This is a genomic window from Streptomyces sp. WI03-4A (genome assembly GCF_033792105.1).
Taxonomy (GTDB): domain Bacteria; phylum Actinomycetota; class Actinomycetes; order Streptomycetales; family Streptomycetaceae; genus Streptomyces; species Streptomyces collinus_A.
The window spans coordinates 36969-54702 of the sequence record NZ_JARAUO010000014.1 but is presented as its reverse complement, the minus strand read 5'-3'; the positions used below and the strand labels follow the sequence as shown (position 1 = coordinate 54702).

Genomic DNA, 17734 nt, shown 5'->3' with positions numbered 1-17734 from the left:
GCGCGAGAGGGGCGCCCGGGGGGATTCCCCCGGGCGCCCCTCTCGTGTGTGGCCTACTGGCCGAGGTTTCCGGCGTTGTCGGGATTGAGCGGGTCCTCGGTGACGCCGTCCGTCGGCTGCCCGGTGGTCGGGGGTGGCGAGGTCGGGGTCTGGCTGGGCGTCTGCGTCGGGGTCCGGGTCGGCGTCCTGGACGGCGTGTCGGACGGGGACGTGGACGTCGGCGGCTCGCTGCTCGGGGTGTTCGAGGGGCTCTTGGACGGCGGCGGGCTGAGCGTCGGGGTGTCGGTGGGCTCGACCGCGGCGCCCTGGGTGGTGTCCAGGTCGAACGTGGCCCGCTTGGTGACGCCGAAGGTGTACTCGGCCCAGATCCGCGCCGGGTAGCTGCCGCCGTTGACGCGGCCGGGGTAGGGCAGCCGGCCGGTGGCGCCCATCATGGTCACGTGGGACCTGGTCTTCTTGTCCTCGCCGAACAGGCCGACGGAGGTGACCAGGTCGGGTGTGTAGCCGGTGAACCAGGCGGACTTGTTCTCGTCGGAGGTGCCGGTCTTGCCGGCCACCTGCTGGCCGTCGCGCAGCGGGTTGGCCGCCACGGAGTTCTTGGCCGTGCCGTCGTCGACCACGCCGGTCAGTACGGAGGTCACCGTGTCGGCGGCGGTCCGGCTGATCACCTGGTCGCCGACCGGGGCGGGCATGCGGACCGAGCGGTCCTTCTGCTCGGCCGTCTTCACGATGGACGGGGTGACCTTCTTGCCGTGGTTGTCGAAGGTGGCGTAGATCCCGGCCATCTCCAGCGGGCTGGCGCCCATCGAGCCGAGCGTCTGGGCGGGCACCGCCTGCATGCCCTCGGTGTCCATGCCGAGCTGCTTGGCGGTGTCCATGACCTTGGTCATACCGACGTCGACGCCCATCTGCGCGAAGACGGAGTTGACGGACTCGTCCATCGCCCGCTGGACGGTGATGGGGCCGTAGTCGACGTGGTCCTCGTTGGGCGGGCCGAAGCCGACCTTGCTGCCGTGGTCGAGGACCTGGCGGCCGCTGGTGCCGTCGTAGAGGGTGCCGGCGTTGATCGGCTTGCCGTTCTGCGTCGTGGCGTTCTGCTCCAGCGCGGCGGCGAGGATGACCGGCTTGAACGTGGAGGCGGGCTGGTAGTCGCGGCGGGTGGCGTTGTTGAAGTAGTGCTTGAAGTAGTCCTGGCCGCCGTAGAGGGCGACGATGTGGCCCGTCTTGGGGTCCACGGACACGGCGCCGGCCTGGACGTTGCCGTCGACCTTGCGCTTCTTCGGGTCCAGCTTGCTGGTGAGCTGCGACTTGACCGCCTGCTCCAGCGCCTTCTGCCGCTTCTTCTGGATGTTCAGGGTGATGGTCCAGCCGCGGTCCACCACGGCGGCCTCCGCCTGGGAGCGGGACATGCCCTCGTCGCTCATCAGCTGCTGTTCGAGCTGCTGGTTGGCGAGCTGGACCAGGTAGCCCTTCTGTCCCTCCTCACCGGGCGTCCCCTTGGGGTCCTCGGGGATCGCGTCCTTGAAGCTCATCCCCCGGCGCTCGGCGGGGTCCAGCCACTTCTGCTTGACCATGTTGTCCAGGACGTAGTTCCAGCGCTCCTGCACCAGCCGTTTGCCCACGGGTCCGGCGACGGCCCAGTCGTACTGGCTGGGTGCCTGGAGCAGGGCGGCGAGGTAGGCGCCCCGCTGGACGCTGAGCTTGCTCGCGTCGGTGCGGTAGTAGGCCTGCGCGGCGGCCTGGATGCCGTAGGCGTTGCGGCCGTAGTAGCTGGTGTTGATGTAGCCCGCGAGGATCTGCTCCTTGGTCAGGCGGCGGTCCACCTTCAGGGAGATGACCATCTCCTTGAGCTTGCGGGTGACCGTCTGGTCCTGGTTCAGGTAGTAGTTCTTGACGTACTGCTGGGTGATGGTCGAGCCGCCCTGGGTGCCACGGCCGCTGACCGTGTTGAACAGGCCGCGGGCCAGGCCCTTCACGTCGATTCCGGAGTCGTGGTAGAAGGTCTTGTTCTCCGCCGCGACGAAGGTGTGCTGGACGGGTTTGGGCACCTTGGCGAGGTCGACGCTCTCGCGGTTGACCGTGCCGACGCGGGCCAGGACGGAGCCGTCGCTGTACTTGTAGATGTTGCTCTGCTGCCGTGCGGCGGCGTTGCCCTTCGGCACATCGACGAGCATGTACAGCACGACGAAGCCGCCTATGCCGAGCAGGCAGAGTCCGAGGAAGGTGCCGAGCATCTTCTTCCAGGTGAACAGCCTGCGTATGCGGCCCTTGGCGGGCTTGGCGCCGGCCGCGGGCGCGGCGGCTGCGGACGGGGAACGCCTGGGTGCCGCGCGGTGGCCCCCGCGCTGCCGCGCACGTCTCTCTTCCGCTCGTCCCATGAGTCCCTACGCTCCGCTTCCGTCGTGAGGTCAGCTCCGAAAGCTAACACCCGTCTATATGACAAAGGGCGTCCGATCCGCTCTTTTACGGACGTGACAATCAGCACCCGACCCCAAGGGAACCGACGGCTGTGGAGGGTGCGGGGTTGCTTGACAAGCAAAAGTGATATCACTTAGCTAGAAGTACGATAGACGTTCCGAGAACGGGGGGACCCACCATGTCCGCACACGACGCGTCCGCGACGGCCGACGTACCCGAGATGCCCGCACCCCGCGTGCGGGAGTTCCCGGCGCACAGCATCGGCGGCGGGCTCGCCCTGCTGCTCGGCCTGCTGGGGCTCGGCGTCGCCGCCGCCCTGTTCGCCGCCGGCTCCATGGTCGACGCCGGGGGCGCCAAGGGCGGGTTCGTCGCGGGCGGCTTCCTGGTCTTCCTCGCCGCGGTCATCGCGATGCGCGGCCTGAACACGGTCGCGCCCGGCGAGGCCCGGGTGGTCCAGCTGTTCGGCCGCTACCGGGGCACGATCCGGCAGGACGGCCTGCGCTGGGTGAACCCCTTCACCTCGCGCACCCGCGTCTCCACCCGGGTGCGCAACCACGAGACCGCGGTGCTGAAGGTCAACGACGCCTACGGCAACCCGATCGAGCTGGCCGCGGTCGTGGTGTGGAAGGTCCAGGACACCGCGCAGGCGACCTTCGAGGTGGACGACTTCGCCGAGTTCGTCGCCACCCAGACCGAGACGGCGGTCCGGCACATCGCCATCGAGTACCCCTACGACGCCCACGAGGAGGACGGCCTCTCGCTGCGCGGCAACGCCGAGGAGATCACCGAGAAGCTGGCCGTGGAACTCCAGGCGCGCGTGGAGGCGGCCGGGGTGAGCGTCATCGAGTCGCGGTTCACCCATCTCGCGTACGCTCCCGAGATCGCCTCGGCGATGCTCCAGCGCCAGCAGGCCGGCGCGGTCGTCGCGGCCCGGCGACAGATCGTGGACGGCGCGGTCGGCATGGTGGAGGCCGCGCTCACCCGGATCGCGGAGCGCGACATCGTGGAGCTGGACGACGAACGGAAGGCGGCGATGGTGTCCAACCTGATGGTGGTGCTGTGCGGCGACCGGGCCCCGCAGCCCGTGCTGAACACCGGGACGCTCTACCAGTGACGACTCCCCCCGAGGGCCCGGCCGAGGACACGCCCGCGAGCCCGGCCCGGCGGCGCCGGCCTCAGCAGCGCAAGCAGGTGCTGCTGAGGCTCGACCCGCAGGTGTACGAGGCCCTGGCGCGCTGGGCCGGGGACGAGCTGCGCTCGGCCAACGCCCAGATCGAGTTCCTGCTGCGCAAGGCGCTGGCCGACGCGGGGCGGCTGCCGAAGGACACCGGCCCGCTGCCGCGACGGGGCCGGCCGCCTGTCGCAGAACCGTGACACTCGCGCCCCACCTGCACCGTCGTACCGGCCGCACCCCCGGCCCGCACCCCCCGCTACCAGGTACACACTCCGCGTATACATAGTGCGTATACACCGTGTGTAGAGTGCTGCCATGTCCATCGGTCACACCCTCCTGGGACTCCTTGAGTCCGGCCCGCGACACGGTTACGACCTGAAGCGGGCCTTTGACGAGAAGTTCGGTCACGACCGGCCGCTGCACTACGGCCAGGTCTACTCGACGATGTCCCGGCTGCTGAAGAACGGGCTCGTCACGGTCGACGGGATCGAGGCCGGTGGCGGCCCCGACCGCAAGCGGTACGCCATCACGGACGCCGGTGTCACCGACGTGGCGCGCTGGCTCGCGACCCCGGAGAAGCCGGAGGAGTACCTCCAGTCGACCCTCTACACCAAGGTCGTCCTCGCGCTGCTCACCCACCGGGACGCGGCCGACATCCTCGACACCCAGCGCGCCGAGCACCTGCGCAGCATGCGCGTCCTGACGGACCGCAAGCGCAAGGGCGACCTCGCGGACCAGCTCATCTGCGACCACGCCCTGTTCCACCTGGAGGCCGACCTGCGCTGGCTGGAACTGACCGCCGCCCGGCTGGACAGGCTCCGCGCGGAGGTGGCCCGATGACCCCTCCCCCCGGTTCCCTGCTCGTCGCCGAGGACCTGCGCAAGGCCTACGGCCCCACGCTCGCCCTGGACGGCGCCGGGTTCTCCATCCACCCCGGCGAGGTCGTCGCGGTCATGGGCCCCTCCGGGTCCGGCAAGTCGACGCTGCTGCACTGCCTCGCCGGGATCGTCCGGCCCGACTCGGGCTCGATCACCTACGCCGGCCGCGAGCTGGCCACCATGAGCGACGCCGAGCGCAGCGCGCTGCGGCGCAGCGACTTCGGCTTCGTCTTCCAGTTCGGACAGCTCGTCCCCGAGCTGACCTGCGTGGAGAACGTGGCGCTCCCGCTGCGGCTGAACGGCACCTCCCGCAAGGCCGCCGAGAAGGCGGCGCTGGGCTGGATGGAGCGTCTGGAGGTCGACGACCTGAAGGGCAAGCGGCCCGGCGAGGTCTCCGGCGGCCAGGGACAGCGGGTCGCGGTGGCCCGCAGCCTGGTCACCGGGCCCAGGGTGCTGTTCGCCGACGAGCCCACCGGCGCGCTGGACTCGCTCAACGGCGAGCGGGTCATGGAGCTGCTCACCGACGCGGCCCGCTCCACCGACGCCGCCGTCGTCCTCGTCACGCACGAGGCGCGGGTCGCGGCCTACTCCGACCGCGAGATCGTCGTGCGCGACGGCAGGTCCCGGGACATGGAGCGGGCCATATGAAGGTCCGGCAGTGGTCCAGGGACCTGGCCCTGGGGGCCCGGTTCGCCTTCACCGGCGGCCGCGAGGGCTGGGTCCGGGTGCTGCTCACGGCGATCGGCGTCGGGCTCGGCGTCGCGCTGCTGCTGCTGACGACCGCCCTGCCCAGCGCCCTCGCGGTCCGGCACGACCGCGACCAGGCCCGCCTGGACTACACCTACGGCCGGGAGCACACGGCCAGGGGCGACGACACCCTGTTGATCGCGGACGCCAACTCGACCTACCACGGCGCCGACGTCCGCGGCCGCCTGGTGGAACCCGAGGGTCCGCGCGCACCGCTCGCCCCGGGCCTGACCCGCTACCCGGCGCCGGGCGACATGGTCGTCTCCCCCGCCCTGAAGCGGCTGCTCGACTCGGCCGACGGCAAGCTGCTGCGCGACCGGCTGCCCTACCGGGTGGTCGGCACCATCGGGGAGCCCGGGCTCATCGGCTCGCACGAACTGGCCTACTACGCCGGCGCGAAGAACCTGGCGCCCCGCATCAACGGCTGGCAGACCGCCCGGATCACCTCGTTCGGCAACCCGAACGCGGTGCCCTCGCACACCGACCCGGTGCTCATCCTGCTGGTGCTCGTCGTGTTCGTGGTGCTGCTGATGCCGGTCGCCGTGTTCATCGCCGCGGCCGTACGGTTCGGCGGCGAGCGGCGCGACCGCAGGCTGGCGGCGCTGCGGCTGGTCGGCTCCGACAGCCGGATGACCCGCCGGATCGCGGCCGGCGAGGCCCTCGCGGGTTCGCTGGTCGGACTGGTCTTCGGCACCGTCTTCTTCCTGATCGGCCGGCAGCTCGCCGGCTCGGCGGAGATCCTCGGCATCAGCGTCTTCCCGAGCTACCTCAACCCGACGCCGGCGCTGGCCGCGCTGGTCGCGGTCACGGTCCCGGCGGCCGCGGTGCTGGTCACCCTGCTCGCCCTGCGCGGAGTGGTCATCGAACCGCTCGGCGTGGTCCGTACGGCCAAGCCCGCGAAGCGCCGGCTGTGGTGGCGGCTGCTGCTGCCGCTCGGCGGACTGGCGATGCTCGCCCCGATGATCGGCCAGGGCCGGTCGAACGGCGACTTCAACCAGTACCTGGTGATCGGCGGCGTGCTGCTGCTGCTCGTCGGCGTCACCGCACTGCTGCCGTGGGTCGTCGAGGCCATGGTGGGCCGGCTCGGAAACGGCGGAGTCGCCTGGCAACTCGCGGTGCGCAGGCTCCAGTTGAGCAGCGGCACGGCGGCCCGCCCGGTGAACGGCATCGCGGTGGCGGTGGCCGGCGCGATCGCCCTGCAGATGCTGTTCGCGGGCGTCGAGGGCGACTACACCAAGGTCACCGGACAGGACGTCAACCGCATCCAGATGCAGGTCCAGCTCCCCCGGGGCACCGCACTCGCCTCCGCCGACCGGGACTTCGCCGCCACCCGGGGCGTACGCAAGGCCATCGCCCTGGGCGACCTCCAGATCGCCGACAGCACCTGGACCACCGAGGACGGACCGCACACCTCGTCGAGCGCGACCGTCGGCGACTGCGCCGCGCTGCGCGAGGTGGCGAAGCTGCCCTCCTGCCACGACGGTGACGTCTTCGTGGCCACGGGCGGCGACCAGCAGATGGACGCCGACACGAAGAAGCTCGCGGTGACGGGCCGCAGGCTCCACGTCGAGACGGGCAACGGCCTGACCGCGGGACGGGACCTGCTGTGGACCGTGCCGGACGGCCTGAAGCGGGCCCGCGCGACCGACGGCCCGACCGGGAACGTCGCGAGCGGCCTGCTGCTGACCCCCGCAGCCCTGCCCGGCCGGCTGACCGGCGCCATGAGCACCCAGGTCTACCTGGCGCTCGACGAGTCGGTGAACGACGCGCGCGAGTACGTCCGCAACACGGCGGCCCGCGTGGACCCGCTGGCGGACGCGATGGACTGGTCGGCCACCGAGCAGTCCAGGAAGTTCACCTCCATCCGCACCGGTCTGCTCGTGGGTGCCACCTGCGTGCTGGCGCTGATCGGCGCGAGCCTGCTGGTCTCCCAGCTGGAGCAGTTGCGCGAGCGCAGGAAGCTGCTGTCGGCACTGGTCGCCTTCGGCACCCGCCGGCGCACGCTGAGCCTGTCGGTGCTGTGGCAGACGGCCATCCCGATCGCGCTCGGCCTGCTGCTCGCGGGGGCCGTGGGGCTGACGCTCGGCGCGGTGCTGCTGAAGATGGTGGGCGCGACGGTGAGCGTCGACTGGCCGGGGGTGCTGACGATGACCGGCATCGGCGCGGCGGTCGTCCTCGCGGTCACCCTGCTCAGCATGCCTCCGCTGCTGCGCCTGATGCGCCCGGAGGGCCTGCGCACCGAGTAGCCGGCACGCCGGCCGCCGCAGGGGCCCCTCCCGTCGGGAGGGGCCCCTGCCGGTCGTTCACAGGCTGTGCTCGCGCACCACCCTGCGGGCCCGGGCGAGGAGCATGCCGCCGTTGACCGACTTGCGGCAGACCACGACGCAGGTCCAGGACCTCGGGCGGTGGTTGTCCACGGTCTCGTACGACAGCAGCATGCCGGTGGACATGTCGACCACGCCGGACGCGACGCAGAGGATCGATCCGGCGCGGTCGAGGGCCGGCCGGGTCGCCCGGGGCAGGCTCTCCGGGTCGAGCCCCTCGTCGCCGAGCACGACCCTCAACGCCGTGTCGCCGACGGCGTAGAACGCGGCACAGCCGTGACTGCCGTACGCCACCGTCTGCCGCAGCATGCCGCGCGCGGTGGCCTGGGTGGTGCGGCGGGCGAGACCGAGGCCGGCGGCGGCGATCGCGGCGAGCCCCTCCGGGGCGATCGAGCCCTCCCGGGAACCCGGTCCTCAGCCGTCCGCGCCGAGGACCCGGACCGGCAGCGGGCGCATGGCCTCGCGCAGCGCCTCGGCGAGCTGCCCGTACTCCGCGCCGCGGGCGGCGCCGGTGCGCATGGCGAGGGCGATCCGGCGGCTCGGGGCGGGCTCGGCGAAGTATCCGGTGAGCAGCTGGCTGCTGCGGGTGGTCTCCACCTTGACGGCGGTGCGCGGGAGCAGGGTGCAGCCGAGGCCGCCCGCCACCAGCTGCACCAGGGTGGAGAGCCCGGCGGCGGTGGTGGTGACCGGGGCGTCCTCCCGTCCGGCCTCGCGGCAGATGTCCAGCGCCTGGTCGCGCAGGCAGTGCCCCTCGTCCAGGAGCAGCAGGTTCAGCTCCTTCAGGGCCTCGCGCGGGATGCCCTCACGGCTGCCGAGCCAGTGGTCCAGCGGGGTGACGAGCACGAAGTCCTCGTCGAACAGCGGCAGTTCGGTGACACCGGGGACACCGAGCGGGACGGCGAGCAGCAGCAGGTCGAGGCGGCCGGAGTTCAGGCCCTCGACGAGGTTCGCGGTCTGCTCCTCGTGCACCTGGAGGTCGAGGTGCGGATAGCGTTCGTGCACCAGTCGCAGCACGGTGGGCAGCAGGTAGGGCGCGACGGTCGGGATGACTCCGAGCCGCAGCACACCGGTGAACGGCGCGCGGACCGCCTCGGCCTCCTCCAGCAGCGCCGAGACCTCGTCCAGCACGGCCTTGGCGCGCACCGCGAGCCGCTCGCCGGCGGGCGAGAGCAGTACCTTGCGGGTCGTACGCTCGAGGAGGGTCACGCCCAGGGTCTCCTCCAGCGCGGAGACCGCGCCGGAGAGGGCGGGCTGGCTCATCCCGATGGCGGCCGCCGCGTCCCGGAAGTGCAGGTGCTCGGCCACGGCGGCGAAGGCGCGCAGCTGCGCGAGGCTGGGCTGCCTCCGCTTTCCGCTACTGATGGTCACTGATAGATACCTCCGATCAACTCGACCGAGTGTAGCTATTTCACTAATCAATGCACCCTGTGCCAACATCGACAACGTCCAACCCAAAGGGAAAATCCCTCAAAAAGGGTGTTTCCTCGCTGCAAGGAGAGCAAGTGCTCACTGTCGGTGACAAGTTCCCCGAGTTCGAACTGACCGCCTGCGTCTCGCTGGAGAAGGGCAGGGAGTTCGAGACGATCAACCACAAGACCTACGAGGGCAAGTGGAAGATCGTGTTCGCCTGGCCCAAGGACTTCACCTTCGTGTGCCCGACCGAGATCGCCGCGTTCGGCAAGCTGAACGACGAGTTCGCCGACCGCGACGCCCAGATCCTCGGCTTCTCCGGTGACTCCGAGTTCGTCCACCACGCATGGCGCAAGGACCACGACGACCTGCGTGACCTGCCGTTCCCGATGATGGCCGACTCCAAGCACGAGCTGATGCGCGACCTGGGCATCGAGGGCGAGGACGGCTTCGCCAAGCGCGCCGTCTTCATCGTCGACCAGAACAACGAGATCCAGTTCACCATGGTGACCGCCGGCTCCGTCGGCCGTAACCCCAAGGAGGTCCTGCGGGTCCTGGACGCCCTGCAGACCGACGAGCTCTGCCCGTGCAACTGGAGCAAGGGCGACGAGACCCTCGACCCGGTCGCGCTGCTGGCCGGTGAGTGACCCATGTCGCTCGACTCGCTGAAGTCCCTCGTCCCGGACTACGCCAAGGACCTGAAGCTCAACCTGGGCTCGGTCATCGGCAACTCCGACCTGCCGGCGCAGCAGCTGTGGGGCACCGTGCTGGCGACCGCCATCGCCTCCCGCTCCCCGATCGTGCTGCGTGAGCTGGAGCCGGAGGCCAAGGCGAACCTGTCGCCCGAGGCGTACACCGCCGCCAAGGCCGCGGCCGCCGTCATGGCGATGAACAACGTCTTCTACCGCACCCGCCACCTGCTGTCGGACCACGAGTACGGCACCCTGCGCGCGGGCCTGAGGATGAACGTCATCGGCAACCCCGGTGTCGAGAAGGTCGACTTCGAGCTGTGGTCCTTCGCGGTCTCCGCGATCAACGGCTGCGGCATGTGCCTGGACTCGCACGAGCAGGTGCTGCGCAAGGCCGGCGTCGAGCGCGAGGTGGTCCAGGAGGCGTTCAAGATCGCTTCCGTGGTCCAGGCGGTCGGCGTCACCCTGGACGCCGAGGCCGTTCTCGCCGAGTAAGTACCACGGCTGTGGTTCCCCGGGACCCCGCTCACACCTCGTGGGCGGGGTCCTGCGCGTTCTCCTCCGCTGCGGCGACGGGGACCTCGTCGGCCGGATCGGGCGGTGACTGCGGCTGCTGGGCCTCCAGCGAGTACTGCCGCAGATAGCCCACCACCGTGTTCGTCACCGCCACCAGCGGTACGGCCACCACCGCGCCGCCGATGCCGGCCACCATGCCGCCGGCCGCCACCGTGAGGACCACGGCCAGCGGATGGACGCGGACCGCGCGGCCGAGGATGAACGGCTGCAGCACGTGGCCCTCGATCTGCTGGACGGCGAGCACCACGACCAGCGTCATCAGGGCCGTGAAGACACCCTGGGTCACCAGCGCCACGATCACCGCCAGCGCGCCGGAGGCGACCGCGCCGACCAGCGGGATGAAGGAGAACAGGAAGATGAAGACGGCCAGCGGGACGGCCATCGGCACGTCGAGGAAGTAGATGCCGATGCCGATGAAGACGGCGTCGATCAGGGCGACCAGGACCGTGCCCCGGACGTAGGCCGTCAGGGTGCGCCAGGCGCGCGGGCCGGCCCCGGCCACGCCCGGCCGGGCCGCCGCGGGCACCAGCTTCAGGAACCACTGCCAGATGCGCTCGCCGTCGTAGAGCAGGAACAGCGTCGAGAAGAACACCAGCAGGATGCCGGTCAGCGCCTCGACGACGACCTGGACTCCCTCCAGACCCGCCGACGTTATCTGGTCGGTGTTGGCGCCGATGGCCTCGCGCAGGTTCTTGGCGATCTGGTTGATCTGCTTGTCGGTGACGTGGAACGGGCTCTTCAGCAGCCAGTTGCGCAGGTCGTCGATGCCGTTCTGGATCTGGTTGGAGAGCGTGTCGATGTTCTCCATGACCTGCCAGGTCACGAACCAGCCCATCAGGCCGATGACGACGAAGCCGAGGATGGCGGTCAGCGCGGTGGCCGGACCGCGCGGCACCCCGCGCCGGGTGAGCCGGGCGACCGTCGGCTGGAGCAGCGCGGTGACCAGCAGGGCGATGACGAAGGCGAAGACCACCAGCTGGACGGCGCTGATGACCCGCATGAGGACCCACACGGTGCCGGCCAGGACCAGCAGCCGCCAGCCGGCCTCGGCGGCGACCCGCACACCCCAGGGCACCGCCTGGGCGGGGTCGGGGCGGGGGCCGGCCGGCGTGGCCGGCCGGGGTGCGGGCACCACCGGTTCGGCGGCCCGGCGGGCGGGGGCCTGCGCCGGCCCGTCGTCCTGCTCGTGCTCCACCTCGGCGCGGCGCTCGTCAAGGCGCTCGCTCATCTCCGTCAGACCGGCACCGAGCCGGCCGAGCCACCCTGGCACTCGCGACATGCTTCGTCCTCTTCCCCCGCGTCCCCGGGTGTAACGCCGTACCTGCCCCTGAGGTCGTTCGCGTACGACCGTACAACGCGAAAGCCCCTCCCCTTGGGACGGGGAGGGGCTTCGCGAGGTCGGGTTGCGACCGGGCGGCCTAGTACCAGTGGTTGGCCTGCCAGAACGACCACGCCTGACACGGGCTGCCGTACCGGCTGTTCATGTAGTTGAGGCCCCACTTGATCTGGGTGGCCGGGTTGGTCTGCCAGTCGGCTCCGGCGGAGGACATCTTGGAGCCGGGCAGGGCCTGGAAGAGTCCGTAGGCGCCGGAGGAGGCGTTGACGGCACGGTAGTTCCAGCTGGACTCGTGGTCCACGATGTTGCTGAAGCACTGGAACTGGCCGGCGCCCACCATCTGGCTGGCCATCGCCTGGATCTGCGCGACGGTGTAGCTGCCCTGGACGGGGAAGCTGGAGGTGTCGCGGGTGGAGCGGGTGGTGGCCGTGGCCTTCGCCGCGGCGCGCTCCTTCGCCTCCTTGGCGGCCTTCTGCGCGGCCTCCTTCTTGGCGATGGCGGTTTCGGCGGCTGCCTTGCGGGCGGCGGCCTCGGCATCCTTCTTGGCGCTCGCGTCCGCGGCGATGGCCTGCGCGTCGGCCTGCTGCGTCAGGGACGCGGTCTGGACCTGCGCCTGCTCACCTACGGGTATGTCCGCGAGGAGCGTGGTGTCGGCTGCCGTCGCCTCGGCGTCGTTGGGCTGCGCGGTGCTGCCCGAGGCAACGCCGACGACGCTTCCGACAGCGGTGACCGCGGTGGCCGAGGCCACTGCCAGTCCCCGGACCGAAATCCGGCTCACACGGTTTCCTTCCAGCATCGCCCGCTTCGGTGACCCTGGCGGACGCAATCGTGCCCCCTGACACTGGCCTCCCAACTGCGGGGTCACGGGAGGCGCGGGCCCGGTGGGCAACTCCCCGGAAGGGAGCGCCGCATGGTGCTCGGGCGGCATACGACGACGCTATGGAGTTGAAGGCGGTGCTTCGGTGGTGCCGTACCGCTGGGGGTACAGGTGTGTCGTATGCGGGGCCTGACAGGAATGAGACTCTGCCGTAACCCGACGCCAGGTGGCAATTCTGTGTTGCGTGTGAAAGCTCACACCTCGTTTGCCGCCAGGGATTTCAGGAAACCGCCACACGCGAAGGCGCCGCCCGGCTAGGCTCTTGGCCTTTGCCGGACGGCGCCAACGGACGTCACCCGTAGGTCGGATGGGCCCCACAGGGGTGTCAGATGTGTCCGTCCTCCAGCATTTCGGTCACAAGCGCCGCAATCTGGGACCTCTCGGAGCGCGTCAGCGTGACGTGTGCGAAGAGGGGATGCCCCTTCAGCTTCTCCACGACGGCGACCACACCGTCGTAGCGGCCCACGCGCAGATTGTCCCGCTGTGCCACGTCATGGGTGAGGACGACACGGGAGTTCGCGCCGATCCGGGACAGAACGGTCAGCAGGACGTTCCGTTCCAGCGACTGGGCCTCGTCGACGATGACGAACGCGTCGTGCAGCGAGCGGCCCCGGATGTGGGTCAGCGGCAGGACCTCCAGCATGCCGCGCGCGGTGACCTCCTCGATGACCTCGCGGCTGGTGACCGCGGACAGCGTGTCGAAGACGGCCTGCGCCCAGGGGCTCATCTTCTCCGCCTCGGAACCCGGCAGATAGCCCAGTTCCTGCCCGCCCACCGCGTACAGCGGCCGGAAGACCATCACCTTCTGGTGCTGGCGGCGCTCCAGGACCGCCTCCAGGCCCGCGCACAGCGCGAGCGCCGACTTGCCGGTGCCGGCCCGGCCGCCCATCGAGACGATGCCGACGTCCGGGTCGAGCAGCAGGTCGAGCGCGATGCGCTGCTCGGCGCTGCGGCCCTTGATGCCGAACGCCTCCCGGTCGCCGCGCACCAGGCGGACGCTGCCGTCGGCGGTGACCCGGCCGAGTGCCTTGCCGCGTTCGGACTGGATGGTCAGGCCGGTGTGCACGGGGAGGTCCGTGGCCTCCGGGACGTACACGCGGCCCTCCTCGAAGAGGACGTCCACCTGCTCGCCGGGGAGCGCCAGTTCGGACATTCCGGTCCAGCCGGAGTTCTCGGTGATGGCGAGTTCGGCGCGGTACTCCTCGGCCAGCAGACCGACGGAGGACGCCTTGATCCGCAGGGGCAGGTCCTTCGAGACGACGGTGACGTCGAACCCTTCCGCCTGCAGGTTGCGGGCCACCGCGAGGATGCGGGAGTCGTTGTCCCCCAGGCGGTAGCCGCTGGGCAGCACGCTGGGGTCCGAGTGGTTGAGCTCGACACGGACGGTCCCGCCCAGTTCCCCGATCGGGATGGGGGCGTCGAGGCGGCCGTTCCGCACCCGGTAGTCGTCCAGCAGGCGCAGGGCCTGGCGGGCGAAGTAGCCGAGTTCGGGATGGTGCCGCTTGGCCTCCAGTTCCGTGACCACGACGATGGGGAGCACGACCTCGTGCTCGTCGAAGCGGGTCAGGGCGTTCGGGTCGGCCAGCAGGACGCTGGTGTCGAGAACATAGGTGCGCCGGTCTGGCATGCGGCGCTTTGCGCTGGTCACCACGGAAGGACGTACCCCCTCGGATGAGGTCGGGGAGCGACGAGACGGAAGCCGGGCCGGGAGAACGGGAGCATCGCGACCGGTACCCGGCTCCCGCGCGAGGCGGGCCGGACACCGGGCCTCCGCGGCTGCTTCCGTGCGGTGACCGCACGGTCGGGCTGGTGCAAAGGGCCTCCCGGGCGGGACGGCCCCGTGCCGCCCGCTGAGATCCGACACCCGTGGTTCGGGCGTCGACCTGCTTGGCTTATGCCCTCGAACATGCGCCACCATGCAGAAGCGGCCAACTGCGCGACGGTGAACTCGTCGTTACTTCCGCCCCAACCGGGGTATACGGAGCGCCCCGCCGCACGGTCGGCGACGGGGCGTCCGGTGTGTCCGGGTGCGGCTCAGCCGCCGTAACGGCGGTGGCGGGCGGCGTAGTCGCGCAGCGCGCGCAGGAAGTCCACCTTGCGGAAGGCCGGCCAGAAGACCTCGCAGAAGTAGTACTCGGAGTGCGCCGTCTGCCAGAGCATGAATCCGGACAGCCGCTGCTCGCCGCTGGTGCGGATGACCAGGTCCGGATCGGGCTGGGCGCCGGTGTAGAGGTGACGGCCGATCATGTCCACGTCGACGGAGTCGGCGAGGTCGTCCAGGGAGACGCCCTTGTCGCGGGCGTCCAGCAGCATGGAGCGCACGGCGTCGGCGATCTCCTGGCGGCCGCCGTAGCCGATGGCCACGTTGACCAGTATTCCGTCGACGTGGGCGGTGGCCTCCTCGGCCTCCTTGAGGGTGCGCTGCATCCCCGCGGGCAGCAGGTCGGGGGTGCCGACGTGGTGCACCCGCCAGCGGCCGTCGGCGGCGAGGGTGCGCACGACGTCCTCGATGATACCGAGCAGGGGGCCCAGTTCCTCCTGCGCGCGGTCGAAGTTGTCGGTGGACAGCAGCCACAGGGTGACGACCCCGACGTCGGTCTCGCTGCACCAGCCGAGGAACTCCTCGATCTTCTCGGCACCGGCCCGGTGGCCGTGGACCGTGGTGGAGCCCGCGGCCTTGGCCCAGCGGCGGTTGCCGTCCATGATCACGCCGATGTGCTTCGGCACCTGAGCGTGGTCCAGGTGACCCTCCACCCGGCGTGCGTAGAGCCTGACGAGCAGGCCGCGCAGCTTGTCGCGCAGGTTCACGGTGAGCCCCTCCATATGGCGCGGTTGCGGTCCCCGCAGGGCTTGAGGTTACTCCGGCGAGGCTCCGGGGCCTTCGCAGGGTGCGATGAGGAAGAAAAAAACGGGCCGGTCCGTGGGGGGGAGACGGACCGGCCCGAGGGGGGGTTTCCACCATAACCCTTCGTAAGGGCCGGCGCGTGCATCGGCGTGCCACAACTACTCTCCGGAGTCGGGCGGCGACGCCGGGATGTGCGCGGAATGGTGCATTCAGGGGCGTCTGATGGCCGATTCACAGCGGATTCACAGGCGATCCGGCCCCATACGGAGTGATCAAGAGGGTTTGGTCCGTCTTGGTGACGCCTCGGCGAGTTGTCCGGGGGTCCCCCCGACGGGCTACCCGGTCAGCGAACGGTGGCTTGACGGTTCCGCTACCGGTTCCGGGGGCGTCGCGGCACCGCGCAGCCCCCTCCGCCGCGCGGTACCGCCCGCGCGGTTTTGCTGGCGCGAATTACCTTGGCCTGAACCTACGTGACAGGTGAGGCGCGTGTGAATCGTCGCCGATAACGATGTGGATACCCTGAGGAGACTTCGGGTGAACTCCGGGTGAACCGGGCGGCGCCCGTCCCGGCGTCCTGGCGGCCCGTCAGCGGGTCGGTTTCCGGACGTCGAAGAGATGCCGGGCGCTGTGCGCGACGAAGGGGCCCTCCCGCTCGATCCGCTCGTGCAGCGCGCGCAGCCGCGGCTCGTACTCCTCGACCGTGAAGCCCGGGACCATCCAGACCACCTTGCGCAGGAAGTGCACGACGGCGGCGATGTCGCGGAACTCCATCCGCAGCCGCTCCGCCCTCAGGTCCACCACCCGCAGACCGGCCGCCTCCGCCGCGGCCCGCTCGCCCTCGGGGTCGCGGGCGCCGCGTACGTGCGCGGGCTGGGGTCCCAGGAAGAACTCGACCAGCTCGAACACGCTGGCGGGCCCGACGTGCTGGGCGAAGTAGGTGCCGCCGGGCCGCAGCACCCGGGCGATCTCGTCCCAGTGGGGGCGCACCGGGTGCCGGCTGAGGACCAGGTCGAAGGCCCCGTCGGCGAACGGCAGCGGCTCGTCGTCGGTCGCGGCGACGACCACCACACCGCGCGGCCGCAGCAGGGCGGTGGCCTTGGCGACGTTCGGCGGCCAGCCCTCGGTGGCCGCGACCGGCGACGGCCGGTCCGGCTCGGCCCGGCCCAGGGCGAAGTCCAGCACCTCGCCGCCCCCGGTCTGGACGTCGAGCGCGGCCTCGGCGCGGGCCAGCCGCTCCGCCGCCGACCGGGCGTACCCCCACGACGGCCGTGCCTCGGTGGCCCGCCCCTCGAACCAGGAGAAGTCCCATCCCTCGGTGGGCACCGCGGCGCCTTCGGCGACGAGGTCCGCGAAGGAACGCTGCTCTGCCATGCCCGTCATGATCGCAGCCCGATGTCACCGGGTCCTGCTAATTTCCGCCGCATGACGACCTCTGCCGCCGACGGCGCCGCTGGTGACACCACCGACGAGAAGCACATCCTGCACACGAGTCTGGACCGGCACCGGGACGCCGTGCTCTGGAAGTTGGAGGGACTCGACGACGAGCAGCTGCGCCGGCCGCTGACGCCGAGCGGCACCACCCTGCTCGGCCTGGTCAAGCACCTGGGCTCGGTCGAGTACGGCTGGTTCGTGCAGACGTTCGGACGCGAGGCGGAGCCCCTGTGGTTCGACCCGTACCAGGACGAGGACACGCGGATCGCCCCCGGCGAGACCACGGAGCGGATCGTCGCCTTCTACGGCCGCGCCCGCGCCGCCGCCGACCGCACGATCACCGAACTGCCCCTGGACGCGCAGGGCCGGCCGGCCTGGCGGGACCGGTCCGTGTCCCTGCGCTGGACGCTGGTCCACATGATCGAGGAGACCGCGCGGCACGCCGGCCACATGGACATCCTGCGCGAGCTGATCGACGGCGCGACCGGCGACCACCGTCCGGCCGGGGACCAGGTCACGGACCGGGCGGCGGACTGACCGGTCCGGCCTCGGAGCCCGCGAGGACGAGCAGGACGTGCTCGTCCTCGCCGTGCCGGACCGTGCCGGCCCGCTCGAAGCCGTGCTTCTCCAGCAGGCGCACGGAGGCCGTGTTGCCGGCGAACGGGTCGGCGTACAGCGGCCGTACCCGGTCCAGCTCCAGGAAGAGAGCGAGCGCCCGGGTGCCGACGCCCCGGCCCCAGTACGGCCGCCCCAGCCAGTAGCCGACGAACCGCCGCTCGCCCTCCGTCCACGAGACGACGTGCCCGGCCGCCTTCCCGTCCACGACGACGGTCCGCACCAGGCAGTCGGGATCGCCGAGCACCCGTTCCCGCCAGTGCCGCAGGAACGCCTCCCGCGGCCGGGGGGCGAACCGCGACCGCCGGACCGCCTCGGGGTCGTGCTCCTGGCCGAGGAAGAGGAGAAGGTCGTCTTCCGTGACGACCCGCAGGCCGACTTCGGGGGGCTCGTCGCTCATGCCGTGCAGTGTGG

The 17734-nt window shown here is 71.0% G+C and carries 17 protein-coding genes; 8 read left to right on the top strand and 9 right to left on the bottom strand.

Translation table 11 applies throughout. The features are described from left to right. Positions 1-53 precede the first annotated feature (53 nt). On the bottom strand, positions 54-2234 hold the full coding sequence (locus tag PV343_RS16885) for a transglycosylase domain-containing protein (protein WP_387952841.1): 2181 nt from the start codon (positions 2232-2234) through the stop codon (positions 54-56). 362 nt (positions 2235-2596) lie between these two features. Between PV343_RS16885 and PV343_RS16880 the strand changes: the two genes are divergently transcribed. From PV343_RS16880 to PV343_RS16860, 5 genes are all read left to right on the top strand, one after another. Beyond that, entirely contained in the window at positions 2597-3532 is a 936-nt protein-coding gene (locus PV343_RS16880; protein ID WP_319147737.1) for an SPFH domain-containing protein, read from the top strand. Beyond that, positions 3529-3792, top strand: a complete 264-nt coding sequence (locus PV343_RS16875; RefSeq protein WP_319147736.1) for a hypothetical protein — start codon at positions 3529-3531, stop codon at positions 3790-3792. The genes PV343_RS16880 and PV343_RS16875 overlap by 4 nt, the downstream gene beginning before the upstream one ends. 115 nt (positions 3793-3907) lie before the next feature. Then, a complete protein-coding gene (locus tag PV343_RS16870) occupies positions 3908-4432 on the top strand; it encodes a PadR family transcriptional regulator (RefSeq protein ID WP_319147735.1) in 525 nt (174 codons plus the stop codon). Then, a complete protein-coding gene (locus tag PV343_RS16865) occupies positions 4429-5118 on the top strand; it encodes an ABC transporter ATP-binding protein (protein WP_319147734.1) in 690 nt (229 codons plus the stop codon). The genes PV343_RS16870 and PV343_RS16865 overlap by 4 nt, the downstream gene beginning before the upstream one ends. Next, the gene (locus PV343_RS16860) at positions 5115-7463 is read left to right on the top strand and encodes an ABC transporter permease (RefSeq protein ID WP_319147733.1); all 2349 of its coding nucleotides are present in this window, start codon (positions 5115-5117) and stop codon (positions 7461-7463) included. The genes PV343_RS16865 and PV343_RS16860 overlap by 4 nt, the downstream gene beginning before the upstream one ends. A 57-nt stretch (positions 7464-7520) precedes the next feature. On the opposite strand, the gene PV343_RS16855 is transcribed toward PV343_RS16860, so the two are convergent. Next, complete coding sequence (locus PV343_RS16855; RefSeq protein ID WP_415923497.1) at positions 7521-7850, bottom strand: hypothetical protein; 330 nt, start codon at positions 7848-7850, stop codon at positions 7521-7523. A gap of 105 nt (positions 7851-7955) precedes the next feature. Next, positions 7956-8903 carry a LysR substrate-binding domain-containing protein gene (locus tag PV343_RS16850; RefSeq protein WP_387952840.1) on the bottom strand — a complete coding sequence of 316 codons (948 nt, stop codon included), beginning with the start codon at positions 8901-8903 and terminating at the stop codon, positions 7956-7958. Positions 8904-9043: 140 nt separating this feature from the next. Here PV343_RS16850 and PV343_RS16845 point away from each other — a divergent pair, with 140 nt between their 5' ends. Together PV343_RS16845 and PV343_RS16840 are read left to right on the top strand one after the other, a co-directional pair. Further along, positions 9044-9598 carry a peroxiredoxin gene (locus tag PV343_RS16845; protein ID WP_319147731.1) on the top strand — a complete coding sequence of 185 codons (555 nt, stop codon included), beginning with the start codon at positions 9044-9046 and terminating at the stop codon, positions 9596-9598. A gap of 3 nt (positions 9599-9601) precedes the next feature. Beyond that, entirely contained in the window at positions 9602-10135 is a 534-nt protein-coding gene (locus PV343_RS16840; protein WP_020941952.1) for an alkyl hydroperoxide reductase, read from the top strand. 31 nt (positions 10136-10166) lie between these two features. Here PV343_RS16840 and PV343_RS16835 read toward each other — a convergent pair whose 3' ends face one another. The 5 genes from PV343_RS16835 to PV343_RS16815 form a co-directional block, all read right to left on the bottom strand. Beyond that, positions 10167-11495, bottom strand: a complete 1329-nt coding sequence (locus PV343_RS16835; protein ID WP_319147730.1) for an AI-2E family transporter — start codon at positions 11493-11495, stop codon at positions 10167-10169. A gap of 139 nt (positions 11496-11634) precedes the next feature. Next, the gene (locus PV343_RS16830) at positions 11635-12330 is read right to left on the bottom strand and encodes a transglycosylase SLT domain-containing protein (RefSeq protein WP_319147729.1); all 696 of its coding nucleotides are present in this window, start codon (positions 12328-12330) and stop codon (positions 11635-11637) included. A 424-nt stretch (positions 12331-12754) separates the two neighbouring features. Further along, the gene (locus tag PV343_RS16825; protein WP_319147728.1) at positions 12755-14080 is read right to left on the bottom strand and encodes a PhoH family protein; all 1326 of its coding nucleotides are present in this window, start codon (positions 14078-14080) and stop codon (positions 12755-12757) included. Between the two features lie 383 nt (positions 14081-14463). Beyond that, positions 14464-15237 (bottom strand): isoprenyl transferase, encoded by a 774-nt coding sequence (locus PV343_RS16820; protein ID WP_319147727.1) that lies wholly within the window; start codon positions 15235-15237, stop codon positions 14464-14466. Positions 15238-15859: 622 nt separating this feature from the next. Beyond that, the gene (locus tag PV343_RS16815; protein ID WP_319147726.1) at positions 15860-16645 is read right to left on the bottom strand and encodes a class I SAM-dependent methyltransferase; all 786 of its coding nucleotides are present in this window, start codon (positions 16643-16645) and stop codon (positions 15860-15862) included. A gap of 51 nt (positions 16646-16696) precedes the next feature. On the opposite strand from PV343_RS16815, the gene PV343_RS16810 reads away from it, so the two are divergent. Then, the gene (locus PV343_RS16810) at positions 16697-17242 is read left to right on the top strand and encodes a DinB family protein (protein ID WP_319147725.1); all 546 of its coding nucleotides are present in this window, start codon (positions 16697-16699) and stop codon (positions 17240-17242) included. Here the strand turns inward: PV343_RS16810 and PV343_RS16805 are convergent. Beyond that, positions 17220-17720 (bottom strand): GNAT family protein, encoded by a 501-nt coding sequence (locus PV343_RS16805; RefSeq protein ID WP_319147724.1) that lies wholly within the window; start codon positions 17718-17720, stop codon positions 17220-17222. The genes PV343_RS16810 and PV343_RS16805 overlap by 23 nt on opposite strands. Positions 17721-17734: the final 14 nt, after the last annotated feature.

Excerpts from the sequence above, each read along its gene's own strand:
- PV343_RS16855 (WP_415923497.1), bottom strand. The coding sequence starts at position 7,850 with ATGCTGCGGCAGACGGTGGCGTACGGCAGTCACGGCTGTGCCGCGTTC.
- PV343_RS16885 (WP_387952841.1), bottom strand. The coding sequence starts at position 2,234 with ATGCTCGGCACCTTCCTCGGACTCTGCCTGCTCGGCATAGGCGGCTTC.
- PV343_RS16880 (WP_319147737.1), top strand. The coding sequence starts at position 2,597 with ATGTCCGCACACGACGCGTCCGCGACGGCCGACGTACCCGAGATGCCC.
- PV343_RS16860 (WP_319147733.1), top strand. The coding sequence starts at position 5,115 with ATGAAGGTCCGGCAGTGGTCCAGGGACCTGGCCCTGGGGGCCCGGTTC.
- PV343_RS16870 (WP_319147735.1), top strand. The coding sequence starts at position 3,908 with ATGTCCATCGGTCACACCCTCCTGGGACTCCTTGAGTCCGGCCCGCGA.
- PV343_RS16815 (WP_319147726.1), bottom strand. The coding sequence starts at position 16,645 with ATGGCAGAGCAGCGTTCCTTCGCGGACCTCGTCGCCGAAGGCGCCGCG.
- PV343_RS16805 (WP_319147724.1), bottom strand. The coding sequence starts at position 17,720 with ATGAGCGACGAGCCCCCCGAAGTCGGCCTGCGGGTCGTCACGGAAGAC.
- PV343_RS16865 (WP_319147734.1), top strand. The coding sequence starts at position 4,429 with ATGACCCCTCCCCCCGGTTCCCTGCTCGTCGCCGAGGACCTGCGCAAG.
- PV343_RS16840 (WP_020941952.1), top strand. The coding sequence starts at position 9,602 with ATGTCGCTCGACTCGCTGAAGTCCCTCGTCCCGGACTACGCCAAGGAC.
- PV343_RS16810 (WP_319147725.1), top strand. The coding sequence starts at position 16,697 with ATGACGACCTCTGCCGCCGACGGCGCCGCTGGTGACACCACCGACGAG.
- PV343_RS16835 (WP_319147730.1), bottom strand. The coding sequence starts at position 11,495 with ATGTCGCGAGTGCCAGGGTGGCTCGGCCGGCTCGGTGCCGGTCTGACG.